Raw genomic sequence first — 13,659 nt, forward strand, 5'->3', positions numbered from 1 at the left:
GTAAAATTGAAACTATGCTACAACTATATGAAAAAAATAGTCTTTTCATTCGTTTCAAATGCTATTGCCTAAGGGGAATTAAGTAGGGGGTTGCTATAAACATGGCAAAACCACCTAAAATAAACCTCGATACACCAGCATTGTGTATTTCAGCTACTCAATAATTGGGAAACTTCAGTTTCTCAATACCTCCGCCAATTTTAATTTAAGCCAAAAATAACAATCTTACACCTATATAAATCAATAGCTTATAGTCTGTAAGATACATAAAAATGAGTGTATTTTCATTTTGGCGAAGGTATTGATTGCTAATAACTTTAACTCATACAACCAAGACATAGCAAGTTTAGCTGTAGTTAAGACTTCTAATAAGCCTTTTAGCCACCATTGTTCACCGTGAATATAGGCACGCCATGCAAATAAGGCGCCCGGGGTAAAGGCTGGTCATCAATCAATTTCACCAGTAGCCCCCTTATCTTACGGTCTTAATATATTGAAATTATAATTATGAAAAACTACAACCTTGGATTTATATCTAACGATGATTTATATAATCACGTTAAGGAAACAGTCGAGAAATACAGGTTCAAAATTGACCTTAAAGCATTCAATAAAAACCTGGTAGATCCAATAAAGCTGACCTTTGATTCAAAAGTTTACGGGAAAAGTATGCAGGCAGCTGTTGAGTCTGAAATTATTAGACAGTTGGATAAATCAAACACGAATCATATTGGATATTTTAATCAAAATATTTTTAGATATATTGGTGATGGATGGAGTGTTCCTGTAGCTGGATACGATATTGTAAATGAGAACCTTGGTTATTATGTTGAAATGAAAAACAAACATAACACTATGAATTCCTCATCTTCGCAAAAAACATATATGAGAATGCAAAGCACTTTGTTATCAAATTCGGATGCAAATTGTATGCTCGTAGAGGTTATCTCTAAAAATAGTCAAAATATTGTTTGGAACGTTAGCTTAGATAGTGTTCCTGTATCCAACGATAAAATCAGAAGAGTGTCCATTGATAAGTTTTACGAGCTGGTTACAAGTGATAAGTATGCATTTAAAAAACTATGCGAACAATTACCTTCTGTTATCGATGATATCTTGGTTGAAATAGATCTGGATGGAGAGTTGAATACTGTTGTGAGTGAGCTTGAAGCTGTTTCACCTAACCTTTTAAAGAGTATTTATCTCCTATCATTTGAAAACTATGAAGGGTTTGAATCTCTGAATGTCTAAGATGAATATTATTTCTGAAAAGTTACTGGCAGATATCATGTCTGTATCGAATGCGACGATCAACAAGTGGAAAAGAGATAAAAAAATATCCCCTATTTCCTCAGATAGTAGTGATGAGAATAGTGAGTATTTATTTAAAGATCTTGCACATCTTCCTCAAATAAAATCGATGATCGAATCACCTCAATCATCTCAGGAGGACGAAACGCCATTAAGAGATTATAAATCTATTGAGTTATTTGCGGGAGCAGGTGGCCTCGCCATTGGTCTTGAGAGAGCAGGGTTAAAAGCAGTTGCGTTGAATGAAATAGATCCAAAGGCGTGTGCTACATTAAGGTTAAATAGACCTGACTGGAATGTCATTGAGGCCGATGTAAGTAAAGTCGATTTTCAGGAGTTTAATGATGTTGATCTTTTGTCAGGAGGTTTTCCATGTCAAGCATTTTCATATGCGGGCAATAAGCTCGGATTTGAAGATGCCCGAGGTACGCTATTTTTTGAATTTGCAAGAGCGATAAAAGAAGTTCAGCCAAAAGTTTTTCTGGGTGAAAATGTAAGAGGCCTATTTACTCATGATGGTGGCCGAACTTTAGACTCAATAAAAGAAATAATAAAAGAGATCGGGTATACGCTTGTTGAACCTCGAGTTATGAAGGCTATTTTTCATAAGGTTCCTCAAAAAAGAGAACGACTATTCTTAGTGGGAATACGTAATGATCTGGTTGAACACCTAAACTTTAAATGGCCAAAACCTTATCATCGCGTTATGACTGTCAAAGACGCGCTTAAAGCTGGCTACCTTTATGATACAGACGTCCCTAAATCTGATGGCCAACTGTACGCAAAGAGAAAAGCTGAAGTGTTGGAGATGATTCCTCCCGGAGGATGCTGGAAAGATCTTCCTGATGAAATACAGCGAGAATACATGAAAAGCAGTTATTTTATGGGGGGCGGAAAAACAGGTATGGCCAGAAGATTGTCATGGGATAGTCCAAGTTTAACTTTGACGTGTTCTCCTGCTCAAAAACAAACAGAAAGATGTCATCCTGAAGAGACCCGACCTCTTTCTGTTCGAGAGTATGCCCGAATACAAACGTTCCCAGACGACTGGGTTTTTGAGGGTGCAAAAACAAGTCAGTACAAACAAATCGGTAACGCTGTACCTGTCAACTTGGCTCACGCGATGGGAAAAAGAATTATTGCATTGTTAAACAATATAGAGAAAGGGACTACAAAAAAGACGCTATCGCTATCAGCCCCGGACGGGGCTGATAGCGGATGAGGGCGAAGCTACTCACACACAACATTAAGGAAACCTCTGCTTCTATCGCAAAGCCAGCAATGTAGTTAAAAATTGTTATATCAGCTCAATCTGTCAGGTTTACATCTTAGACCACAATACGAATGCGTCAGGTAATGCCATTTTTTGATTTATAAATGATAGCTTTCAAGGTGTCTGTTTTGACTGAGGTTAAAAATAACACATACAGACCGAAGATTATCTAAAATGAGGGACAGATGCCCTGTATAGAATTTTACAATACTAGAATAAATTTATCTGTCCTCCGCCTATCAGATATATAATAAGAAAATTGAAGCTAAGGTAAGAGATGGCAAAATGGAAACTAAATATTACCGCTAAAATCTGCCGTAGTCAGTATCCTGATCTTTTAAGTCATTCTTTAACATGGGTATTATTAACATTTTCAGTGGCTTAGTTTATTAACAGCGTTTATTTACGCTATTTGCGTAGAATCAGGGCAATTTTAAGGGGATTATTGGTGCGGATGGTGGCGTCCATCAAACACTTGTTTTTTTGACATCAATTATTGGAGCAAACCTATGGCCTCGTTAAAAGCGTAAGCGACCTTATCTAGGGGTATCGAAAAGGGTTATCAATGGGAGGCGTCGCTAAGGAATAACTCAACCACTATGCACTGAAAGTGCATAGGTTGCGACTGGCCTGAAAGTCCAAAACTAACTATTCAAGAATCATGCTTCCACTATCTTTGTTTGAAGGATCGCGGTGGTGCTCAAGATATTCCTGAACCATTTCTTCAGTAATGTTTCCTGTCGACCAACCTCCATAACCTATCGCCCAAAAGTGCCGCCCCAATAGCGTTTCTTTAAGGCAGGATATTCCTGCTGCAACATGCGAGAAGTGCGACCTTTCAACCGCTCTACCAAATCACTGATACATAATTTTGGAGGATATTCTATATGCATGTGGACATGATCTTTACTTACCACTCCTTTTAAGATCTGGACATCCTCTGCATCACATACCTGAATTATCAATTCACGACAACGCTTTTTAATATCGCTCTTTAATACCGGATATCGATACTTTGTTACCCATACCAAGTGAGCCGTGAATCGCGTAACTGTATGACCACTTCGCCTTTGCTCATTCATAGAACAAAGTTTAACATAAGTGTGTAGCAGCTAAAGCCTTGCACTAAAGTGCATAGTTTTGACTAGCTATCTGGGACCAATAAACTAGAGGCGCGGTGGCAAATGGCACGCATCAACAGTGAAGAATATTATTGATCGATCAATACCTTCGCCAAACTAAAAATACACTCATTTTTATGATTTTTACAGCCTATAAGCGATTGATTTATATAGGTGTAAGATTGTCATTTTTTGCTTAAATTAAAATTGGCGAAGGTATTGATCGATAGAAGGAAATAAATAGTTATAAGTCTTGATGTAGCTATCTTGTAAATCGCTATAGCTTATGTCCTCTCTATCGGGGTCAATATCCGAAGCTTTGAAGCCCACTTCGTTTATAGCCTCCATTGGTTCAGCCCCGTCAAAAATTAACTTAGATGCAGTCTTTAGCTTCTCAGCCTTAAACACCAGATTTGACTATAACTCTGAAGGACTTACCCCTTTGCGAGAGAACTTTTTATTACTCTTTTGCCCCGACTGTGGCTGAAATATATCAACTTTCTTATGGGTAGCACCCACTCAATGTGAGAAGCAAGGCAGATCAGTGGTAAAAATAAAATTTACATTCTCAAAAAGCCAACAGCAAGCGCTGACAGCCATTTGATGGGGTGTTACGAGCCAGAGCACCGAGTATACGATGGTAGTGGCGAAGTGGCACGTACGCAGGACGTCTGTGGCGCCGAAGGCATTAGCGGGCCCGCGCCCCACCCACATGCTTTTTAAGCATCTATCTTCGTTTTTTATAACTGGGAAAAGTTTTTAATCTTGGTTTTTGGTATTTCAGAAATAGATGCGCGGACTGCGGTTTTTAAGGAATCGATGAACAATTCTCTGGGTTCTGTCGCATAAATCCCCCTTCCCAACGCTATCTGCTATCATAATTCTAAATTTCAATAAAAGGTGGATACACGCAGTTCCTCGTACCTCACAACTGAATCTGAATGCAACTTTTCAAGCTCTTGAACCTTATTTAAAGCTTCCTCCAACAATTTACTTCGTGACTCGTTTAGACCTTTAAGAATGTCTTCATTCTCAAATGTTTCTGAGCTATCACTAGCCTTACCTTTGTATTTTTCAAGCAATTCCTTTAAAGGCCGTATGCTGTCTTGAATGGAAAAACACTCAAGAGAAACCTCATCAAAGCGATTTTTTCATTCACATAATATTTTGCCCGATCCAATATTTTCTTATCACCCTCCGAAATACCCTTCAGACCACCACGAAGTTTTTCTATCTGTGATTTGAAAGAGCCTATTTCAATTTCATTTTTTCTTAGATCGGTATAAAGCTCCTTACTTTTTGATAGCTTCTGATAGGCGGACTTGACTTCAACTAAAGCTTCGCCAACTTTTGAATCTATATCCTCGATTTCTTTTGAAATGGGCTGTTCAATAAATCGCCTTAGTTCGTCTGACCGAACCGAAATGCTGCTTAGTTGTTTCTGACTATAGGCTTGAATGGGTAATAAATCTTGAATCTGACTTGGCCTGACCGACTCAAAATCCCTATCTCCAATTTTCAGCAGCACATCCTCAGACTTCGGATTTCGTTTTACTATGTGTCGAGTGCCATTAACAATAAAGAAAACTCTAACTTCACCATCCACCTCTTTGAGGGTTTTATCTATTAGAGTATTACGTCTCTTTAATATATCGGATTGAACACCCTCTTTTCCAAACCCTTCAGTCTGGTCACATAACGCCCATCTCAAGTATTCTAATATCGTGGACTTGCCTGATCCTCTGCCTCCAATAATAGAATTTAGTTGTGGATTTAGATCTAAATCAAACTTCGATAAAAAGGAGGAATTGGTGACATCAATCTTCTCGATAAAAATATTTGGTAGCTCTGGCTCAACAAGACTTATCCTTGACTCCTTTGCGAGACATGCCTGCCGTAAAGCTTCAGCCGTTGGCTCACGCCATTTTATCCATGTAGCAGTATCAAGATTAGCAAGTGTTTCATCTGCTCTATAGTCGGTTGTCTGAATAACGGCAATTGTTTTAAACCCCCACGCATCAACCTCTCCATTAAGTATCTTGAGGTAACCCACGCCGCCACCTTCGAATTTTCCATCGACATAACCTCCGACGCTTGGCATTTTCGCATAAGCTTCGTGAAAGCCATCCCTCATCAATGTTTTGTGGCCACCATCCTTTACGTGAGGCAGGAAGATGTACCGTCCTTTTACACCGTCCGTACCATCTAGCTTCCTGTAGATGTCGCCAATACTGTTTATGGTATTGCTGGAAATTGCGACTGTTTGGATAGTCTTCGAATCTTCCTTTGCTGCTTGAGCTAATGAAAGCGAACCAAGCACAGTGGGAAACAAAGCTTCTGGAAAGCTTGCATCAAGTATCAGTAAACCCTGCATTGGTGGTTGGTTAAAAGTCAGCTCTATACCTGGAAAAACAACCAACTGTTGATCATTGGGAACTAAATCTCCGCCTTCATCTAGCTCTGCCTTCGAAGCTGCTTTAATGTATTCGAAAAAGACCATATCGTGATGGTCAGTTACCGCTACTGCATTTATGCCAGCCTCCCTACATTCTTTAACGAAAGTTTTTGAATATGCCTTACGTTCTTCTGGTGTAACGCAACTGTCACCCTTCCAATTTATATCTCTAGGTGAATGAACCTGTAGGTCGCACTTCTTGTAATGATTTCCTTGATCCATATTCTTGCTCTATGTGATTAGTAGTGGGTAATGCGATAACTGAAGTTTCCCAATTAATGTCTTTACAGTGCTTTATGAGCTCTCTTGTGGCGAGGTTAGTTTCACATTTCTGCATATAGGTAATATACGCTAAAAAAGTTACTTTTCCCTAGGGCTGAGAGTCCTTTAGATTTAGTGTCAAAAAGGGGGCTATCAATACCTCACTGAATGACAAACCACCTTGAGCCCTTTATTTCTCTGGTTTAGTGGCTTTAGGTGTCAACGTAGTAATAACTTGATGCCTTGAAAATAGAGTCAGATACCCCTATTTTTCTCATATAAGGGTTTTTGCATATAATGGATATACGCTAAAAAAAGTTACTTTTCCCTAGGGGTTAGATACTGTCTTAAAAATCAACTTTTATTTATTGAAAACACCCTCTCTTTTCTTTGACGGGCTCTTTAAAAAATTAGTCCGCCATTTGATAATTTATATCAAATGGTTTTTCTGACTTCAATACGCCATAAGATAAAATCAACAATTTTCTCATGACAGCGACTATCGCCACTTTTTTAGGTTTGCCATTATTCACTAAACGCTCATAAAGAGCCTTTAATACTGGGTTGTGTCGAATAGCGACAAGTGCTGGCATATAAAGCGACTTACGCAATCGTTTATGCCCAAGCTTAGATAATGATGATTTATCAATGCTCGTACCTGACTGTATGATCTTGGGTGTTAATCCAGCATAACTGGCAATTTGTTTTGAATTTGAAAAGAAATTAATGTCACCAATATACGCTAAAATACTCCATGCAGTCCGTTCACCAATGCCGTTGATACTGACTAATAAATCGACTTGTTGACTGAGAGATTGATTATTTTTAACAATGTCAGCAATGGTTTTTTTGATCCGAACAATCTCCTTATCAATCGCTTTTTGTAATCGTTTTATAGAACGTGATGTCTGTTTATTCACACTGGCTTCTAAGCGGTTATTTTCTTGTGTTTTAGACTTCTCTAACTGATCGCAGCGTGTGACTAAGCGTTGTATTGCTTCATAGTCTGCTCCTTTAGGTTGATATGATCTCTTTTTGTAGTCACCTGTTAAAACAACATGTTCACAATACCTGGCAATAAGCTGAGCATCTGCCTTATCTGTTTTATTACGATTTAATTCCATCTTAAAAAAGGCATGTGTGATAATCGGGTTAACGACCATTACGTTTACTTTTTGCTGAGATAAATATTGCGCTAGATCAAAGCTATAAATACCGGTTGCTTCGAGACAGGTATAAACCTCTTTCTTACTCTTATTCACCCATAAAGAAAACTCTCCAAACCCTTTGAGGTTATTAGAAAATTGTTTATGAATAGTGCGAGAATTAAGAATATAAGCCGCATCAAAGGTAAGTTTAGAAATATCAATTCCAATATAAATCATCGTATTATCTCCAGTTAAGCGTAAACTAAAGATTGGATAAAATAACGTCATGGCATTCTTGTAACTATTCGTGCTCTTGCGTGGTGGCCAGGCACAAGATACTGTTCGCATTTAAAGGCGTTATTAAAGAGGGGTAGGCACTAATCTGCCCCACGATTTTTTATAATCAAGGCCTCCTTACAATGTCTCTACCCCTCATCCAACCGTCATTGGATAGTGCCATTTATTCAACTAAATTAACACTGGAATTAAGATACAAGACCTCTCTAAATTAACTCACATTTGTCCTTTTTTGATCATTTTCATTACCTCAACCTTCATAATAAATTATTGCGACAGAACCATGGTTCTGTCGCAAAATATACGTATTTGTGTAAACCCGGCTATGAACCTGTTTTTATTTTTCTCATTCGCTGAAAATCAGGGAAACGGAGCTTAGCTAAGTGGTGATTTTTAGTCCCTGATAGGCGACAGGGCAATTCGCCAATCCGAAGTGCGCTAGCAGCGCGCCGAGGCAAAGAATTGCATTCCGAATAGCCGTCAAGCCATGTGTGGGAGCCTTAACGGAGCAGGGTTTTGTTGCGTAGTTGAGGCGGACGCGTGGCGGACCAGGGCACAAATTATTTGCCGAGTGGCGAATCGATTTTTGTGACATGGTGTCCCAAAATCTATCATGAGGCGCGCGGTGGCGCGCCTATGAATGAAAAAGGCATGCATAACCTGTTTCAGTTGATTAATGCACTGTATGAATACAGATCAATCATTCTGACAACCAATAAAGAATTTACTAACTGGGGGGAGTTCTTCTTTGATAACAATGTGGCTGTGCTGATTGTGGACAGACTTATTCATCATTCACACATTTTTATGCTGGGAGGGGGAAAGTTATCGACTGAAATCTAAGCTTAACAACTAACTATTTTGCTGGAAAAGTGGCTCAATTATTTTGGCCATTGACAACCGCCAAGGAGGGCGCAGAATGTCATATACACGGGACTATGAATACTGAGAGACTATCTCAAACTCTTTAAAACTCCTTTTAATCAATAGGATAACACAAGTTTAAAGTTGTTCAAAGTAGTATGAATAAGCTGAATAGCGTAGTAAGTTACGTAGTATTTCCGTACTAAAGTCCTGTGCTCTATTCTGCATGCTCTACAAGTTTTTGCTTGATTTTATTAACACCATAGTAATCTATAATCAAAATAGGAAAAGCACTTAATACAGCTACTTTACGAACAGGAGTAATATATTTTTCTAATTGTGCTCTGAAGGTTTCTATCTGGGAAACATGCTGCCCAGGAAAGATAAAATCATCATTTACAATATAATTTAATTTCTTTCCATGCGCTTCAATTATCCAGTTCCAATTGCTTAAAGTCAGCTTTGTTAAGTCCTGAATATTATTTCCACATTCCTCACCAACTAACGTTTTGTAGCTTTTTCCAGAATTAATTTCAACAATAGTCTCTTTAAAATCCACATCTCTATGAACATGCTTTAAAGCCTCAACCATTGGGTAACTAATGTACAATTTCCCTGCTTCTGTCTCATTATCAAAATATTCAATCATCTCCATTAATATTTCATTAGTTGCTACTGGAACATGTCCATCATAATCAAAGAATAGATAGACCTCAGCAACCGAATCTCTTGAAATATTAGCAAGCGATTGTCTATTCTGCTCATTTCTATCCCTAATCAACTCAACAATATCTTTATCAGAATCTTTTTGTAGCACCCAGTATAGCTCGTAAATATGAGTATCAAATGTTGTATAGATATGTGTATTAGCATCAAACTTAGAGAAGTATAATTTTAAATTTTCATAAACCTTAACTTCTGTCTTCTCCCCCTCAAACACAAACAGGATAATGCTTTCATCCTTCATTAAAAGCGCCTGCCCTATACATTTTTTCTAAATTATGAGCAATTCTTAATTCCTTTTGAGTACACCGACTAATAGGCTTAATCTTTTCTTTATGCATTAAGAAATAACAATCAGGTCTAAATAAATCATTACTCATTATGCTAGTGTTATGTGTTGTTAATACAACTTGAGCACTAATATTTTTCAATCGCGTAACAATTAATTTGGATAAAGAGTGATGGTAATAAGCATCGAATTCATCAATAAACACCATCGTTACCTTAGAATTCTCTTTTAATCTCTGATACCAATAATAAAACAAGGCAAGCGACTGAGTTCCCGTAGATGCAATATCAAAAAAATAAACGGGGTTATTTTTGAAAACAAACGCTAGACTTTGTTCACCGTTTAACTCGATAGTTGTTAACTTGCATTCAACACCTGCCTGATTAAGAAAATCTTGAAAGTCTGAAACATTACCATGAGCAATAATATCCTTATCAATATTGCCAGAACCTTTCTCAAAACCTAAATAATTATTGCCTGCTAAGGACCTGAAGAACAACATTCCATCGACAAATTCAATGAACTGATTAAAGACACTATTTATTGCATTATCAGCCAATATAGTATTGTTTTTTATATAATTAACAATAGATATTTTTGAATCGCCTACATCAGTGTTTAAGTTTTCTGCTCCTTCAAGATCAATTTTAGCATTAGTGCTATTTCTTCTATCCAATGAAACAATGGAGTTGCCATTAATCTTTAAATGCTCATAAGATAATGTAGATTTATTTTTCTTGCCATATCGATACTCAAGTGAATTATCTTTAAATTTGAACTTGTATTTAAATTCTGCCAATTCATTATCAACGTTAGCATTTAGATAGTTTCTATAACATAAATGATCATGCTCATTATTAGTTAAATGCGAAATAATATCAAAGATAGCAAAGCCTAGATTAGATTTACCAGAACCATTAGATCCATATATCATTGCTTTATTGACCACATCATCCTTTATGCATTCTGTGTTAAATTGATAATCATTTACATCAGAAAAATCGATAACGAACCAATCTTTAAAACCTTTAAAATTTTTTACCTCAAACTTTGATAACATTGAAATAGCTACCGTGTAGATTATTTATATAACGCACTCTATTTTAGTCAAGAAAAAATTAAAAGCTAGTGTCTGCCGTAAAAAAACTACGGGTTCAAGTGAGTTCCCAACTAATTATATTGTTTAAGGTCACCGAGAAGAAAACCGATCAAGATACTCATCTATTTTCTGAAAACAACTCTCCTCATCACTCATAGCTTGGTCTTGAAGCTTGTGATATGTTTTCCAGTGCATACCCTTAGGCTTTTCAGGCAGGAGCGCCATGCGGTTCTGTCGCAAAAAACAAAATAGCCTATTACCTACGAACATAAGATTTAATTTCACCCCAATTAGTTTTGCATGCTCAACTAAAAATGGTGCCTTTTGTTAAGTAATTATTTTCCTTAACACCAGATTATACCTGGCTTATCCATTCAATTATCCCGATGAGTTGATAATATTTTCTCCTGCATGATGCTTTGTCATGAGAGGCATAAAAACAGGTTTATAGCCGGGTTTACACAAATACTTATCTTTTGCGACAGAACCAGAATATTATTGATCGATAGAAGGAAATAAATAGTTATAAGTCTTGATGTAGCTATCTTGTAAATCGCTATAGCTTATGTCCTCTCTATCGGGGTCAATATCCGAAGCTTTGAAGCCCACTTCGTTTATAGCCTCCATTGGTTCAGCCCCGTCAAAAATTAACTTAGATGCAGTCTTTAGCTTCTCAGCCTTAACACTGTCTTTTTCGGTAATTACACCTTGATTGTAAATTTCTATTAGCTTTTTTAGACTTTTTGAGTAGCCAGATAGCCCAGTAACAAGATAGGTGTCCATGGAAAAAATATAAGGCTTTTTAATTCTGGTGGGTATAAAACCAAGGTTAGCCATCATAATTACAGTGCCAGCTAGTTTGTACATGTTATCCGCGCCAGCATTAATTATTTCTTTCTTGTCGTTAGCATTCATTTTATTAAAAGTTAAACTATGTCCTTAGTGTGTGATTTAAAAGAGGCAGGTCATTAAACCCTTATTACACCGCGCGTTGCAGGGTGGTCGCACAAGAAAAGTAGGTTCACTGTCACATCTAGGAACATTAATGGCAGGCAATAAAAAGCCCCAATGAAAAAATAAACATTGAGGCTTTTTTATATTTATGATAGACTATCAGGTTGGTGTGGAAATAGTTCCTACACCAAGATGCTTATTCCTTTATCAGAAGAGATAAGCGTGTTGTAACCGTAAACAAGTCCTTTCGCAGAGGACAATATTAAACATAGAGGGAAAATATTAAATTACATGTTTTAAGGTACATTATACAAACAAGGGCGTTAAGGATTCTTAAATCCTGTCCCTATAATACCTAATAAAAACGTTAATTGTCAACCCTAGTAAATATCAACACAGCCGCACGGAATCCCTTTTGGTATTCAATGGCTTGGAAATATTTAATCTAGTTTTAATGCTGTCCGTTATTGCTGTTCAGGCGCTTGTTTACCTCGTTTTAAATACCAAACTAGGTAAAACTTATGAAAAATGCAATTCAAGGGTTCTGTCACAACAAAACAAAACCACCCATATTAGCTCTACCTACTCCTATTTCTCTAGCTGGTAGGGAAGTCGGCTGGATAGGAAAGGGGGGTGAAAGATAATGGCTAAGCGTCTAAATCCCAATAATGTAAAAATCCATCGTAGCTATACAGTGAGTCAGATCGCTTATTTATATTCTGTTCATAAAAACACGGTTCATTCTTGGATTAAAGATGGTTTAGCTACCATTGATAAAGAGCGTCCTCTGTTAATTCTTGGTAGGGATTTAAAGAGGTATCTACAAGAAAAAAGAGAGGGTAATAAGAAGAAATGCAAGTCGTCTGAAATATATTGTGTAAAGTGTCGCGCTCCTAAGATACCCGCTGAAAACATGGTTGATTATAAGCCTATAAATAAGTCTCAGGTACTCTTGAGCGGACTCTGTCCAACGTGTGAAAACATTATCAATAAATTCTCAAGATTAGAGGAGATTAAGGGGATATGGGCAGTCCAATGAACGAGAGCATTAAAAGGATTAAGCAATACTATATACCCCCCCTTAAATTGTGACTCCAATAAGGACTCTTCAACACGGATGAAATACATAAGTTAATTATGCGTTTTGGCTTGATCAGGAGACAGGATTTAAGAGTTTAAAGAAGACCCATTTTATAGAATCTTTCTCTAAATTAGAATGGAGAATACTTACAACTTTCATAAAAAATGTAGCAGTCTCATCGGGGCTAATTTTTCAAAAGCATATCCCATTATGAGTCTCTCAAAGACTAGACTGTTATGTTTTTTATAGTTGATTTTGAAACTTTAATTTAAAGAAATTATAACCAAAAGGACATCACGATGTCAACTAACCTTAAAGGTGAGTAAAGTGAATAAAATATTCAATATTATAGCATTAGTGTCAATTTTTGCTATACCCCCCTCAAATAGAGAGGTTAAAAAGTTATGAACCACCATCCAGATAATGAGCGTATTAAGCACAAATATTTTACATTCCTTAAAGAATGTAAGCAACAAGATGAATCATCTATAGATTCGGCAGCTGCGGCGATTAGTCGCTTTGAATCTTATACAAAATATCGGGATTTTAAGGCATTTAATTTTAACCAGGCGATAGAATTTAAGAAAAATCTTGCCAAGCAAACCAATCAGCGTACAGGTAAGCCCTTAAGTAGGTCAACGCTTAACTCAACCCTGAGGCATCTTAAAACTTTTTTCCAGTGGCTGTCTAGGGAGACTGGGTATAAGTCCCGCATTCCGTATTCGGATACCGACTATTTCAATTTATCCGAAAAAGACGTTCGTATTGCAACCGCACGGAGGG

General features: G+C 37.1%; 10 protein-coding genes and 4 pseudogenes. 7 read left to right on the forward strand and 7 right to left on the reverse strand.

Translation table 11 applies throughout. The annotated features are described in order from the left end of the window. Nucleotides 1–507 precede the first annotated feature (507 nt). Both CDZ78_RS11550 and CDZ78_RS11555 read left to right on the forward strand, forming a co-directional pair. Nucleotides 508–1,251: an Eco47II family restriction endonuclease gene (locus CDZ78_RS11550; protein ID WP_087870150.1), complete on the forward strand. Its 744-nt coding sequence runs from the start codon at nucleotides 508–510 to the stop codon at nucleotides 1,249–1,251. Beyond that, entirely contained in the window at nucleotides 1,244–2,533 is a 1,290-nt protein-coding gene (locus CDZ78_RS11555) for a DNA cytosine methyltransferase (protein WP_087870151.1), read from the forward strand. Before CDZ78_RS11550 ends, CDZ78_RS11555 begins: the two co-directional genes overlap by 8 nt. Before the next feature lie 699 nt (nucleotides 2,534–3,232). On the opposite strand, the pseudogene tnpA reads toward CDZ78_RS11555, so the two are convergent. Then, a pseudogene (tnpA, locus tag CDZ78_RS11560) lies at nucleotides 3,233–3,666 on the reverse strand (IS200/IS605 family transposase). 240 nt (nucleotides 3,667–3,906) lie between these two features. Continuing rightward, nucleotides 3,907–4,113, reverse strand: coding sequence for a hypothetical protein (locus CDZ78_RS21975; RefSeq protein ID WP_087870152.1), 207 nt, complete (start codon nucleotides 4,111–4,113; stop codon nucleotides 3,907–3,909). 192 nt (nucleotides 4,114–4,305) lie between these two features. Between CDZ78_RS21975 and CDZ78_RS23760 the strand changes: the two genes are divergently transcribed. Next, nucleotides 4,306–4,428, forward strand: coding sequence for a hypothetical protein (locus CDZ78_RS23760; protein WP_280175568.1), 123 nt, complete (start codon nucleotides 4,306–4,308; stop codon nucleotides 4,426–4,428). Between the two features lie 188 nt (nucleotides 4,429–4,616). Here CDZ78_RS23760 and CDZ78_RS11575 read toward each other — a convergent pair. Further along, nucleotides 4,617–6,382: pseudogene (locus tag CDZ78_RS11575) on the reverse strand (AAA family ATPase); the annotation flags it as partial. Between the two features lie 449 nt (nucleotides 6,383–6,831). Further along, the gene (locus CDZ78_RS11580; protein ID WP_087870155.1) at nucleotides 6,832–7,806 is read right to left on the reverse strand and encodes an IS110 family RNA-guided transposase; all 975 of its coding nucleotides are present in this window, start codon (nucleotides 7,804–7,806) and stop codon (nucleotides 6,832–6,834) included. A 684-nt stretch (nucleotides 7,807–8,490) separates the two neighbouring features. On the opposite strand from CDZ78_RS11580, the pseudogene CDZ78_RS11585 reads away from it, so the two are divergent. Next, nucleotides 8,491–8,722, forward strand: a pseudogene (locus CDZ78_RS11585) (ATP-binding protein); the annotation flags it as partial. Between the two features lie 225 nt (nucleotides 8,723–8,947). Here the strand turns inward: CDZ78_RS11585 and CDZ78_RS11590 are convergent. The 3 genes from CDZ78_RS11590 to CDZ78_RS11600 form a co-directional block, all read right to left on the reverse strand. Further along, nucleotides 8,948–9,697 (reverse strand): hypothetical protein, encoded by a 750-nt coding sequence (locus CDZ78_RS11590; protein WP_087870156.1) that lies wholly within the window; start codon nucleotides 9,695–9,697, stop codon nucleotides 8,948–8,950. Further along, entirely contained in the window at nucleotides 9,687–10,802 is a 1,116-nt protein-coding gene (locus tag CDZ78_RS11595) for an AAA family ATPase (RefSeq protein WP_087870157.1), read from the reverse strand. Before CDZ78_RS11595 ends, CDZ78_RS11590 begins: the two co-directional genes overlap by 11 nt. A 534-nt stretch (nucleotides 10,803–11,336) precedes the next feature. Further along, entirely contained in the window at nucleotides 11,337–11,756 is a 420-nt protein-coding gene (locus tag CDZ78_RS11600; RefSeq protein ID WP_087870158.1) for a hypothetical protein, read from the reverse strand. Between the two features lie 560 nt (nucleotides 11,757–12,316). Here CDZ78_RS11600 and CDZ78_RS23765 point away from each other — a divergent pair. The 3 genes and pseudogenes from CDZ78_RS23765 to CDZ78_RS11610 all read left to right on the forward strand — a co-directional run. After that, nucleotides 12,317–12,439 carry a hypothetical protein gene (locus CDZ78_RS23765; protein WP_263459204.1) on the forward strand — a complete coding sequence of 41 codons (123 nt, stop codon included), beginning with the start codon at nucleotides 12,317–12,319 and terminating at the stop codon, nucleotides 12,437–12,439. After that, nucleotides 12,439–12,834, forward strand: coding sequence for a helix-turn-helix domain-containing protein (locus CDZ78_RS11605; protein WP_221902076.1), 396 nt, complete (start codon nucleotides 12,439–12,441; stop codon nucleotides 12,832–12,834). The genes CDZ78_RS23765 and CDZ78_RS11605 overlap by 1 nt, the downstream gene beginning before the upstream one ends. Nucleotides 12,835–13,280: 446 nt before the next feature. After that, nucleotides 13,281–13,659 (forward strand): annotated as a pseudogene (locus CDZ78_RS11610) (site-specific integrase); the annotation flags it as partial.

It is taken from the genome of Bathymodiolus platifrons methanotrophic gill symbiont, from assembly GCF_002189065.1.
GTDB lineage: Bacteria > Pseudomonadota > Gammaproteobacteria > Methylococcales > Methylomonadaceae > Methyloprofundus.

Bases quoted from the DNA above. Each gene is read 5' to 3' on its own strand.
- CDZ78_RS11550 (WP_087870150.1), top strand. From the start codon at position 508: ATGAAAAACTACAACCTTGGATTTATATCTAACGATGATTTATATAAT.
- CDZ78_RS11555 (WP_087870151.1), top strand. From the start codon at position 1,244: ATGTCTAAGATGAATATTATTTCTGAAAAGTTACTGGCAGATATCATG.
- CDZ78_RS11580 (WP_087870155.1), bottom strand. From the start codon at position 7,806: ATGATTTATATTGGAATTGATATTTCTAAACTTACCTTTGATGCGGCT.
- CDZ78_RS11590 (WP_087870156.1), bottom strand. From the start codon at position 9,697: ATGAAGGATGAAAGCATTATCCTGTTTGTGTTTGAGGGGGAGAAGACA.
- CDZ78_RS11595 (WP_087870157.1), bottom strand. From the start codon at position 10,802: ATGTTATCAAAGTTTGAGGTAAAAAATTTTAAAGGTTTTAAAGATTGG.
- CDZ78_RS11600 (WP_087870158.1), bottom strand. From the start codon at position 11,756: ATGAATGCTAACGACAAGAAAGAAATAATTAATGCTGGCGCGGATAAC.
- CDZ78_RS23765 (WP_263459204.1), top strand. From the start codon at position 12,317: ATGAAAAATGCAATTCAAGGGTTCTGTCACAACAAAACAAAACCACCC.
- CDZ78_RS11605 (WP_221902076.1), top strand. From the start codon at position 12,439: ATGGCTAAGCGTCTAAATCCCAATAATGTAAAAATCCATCGTAGCTAT.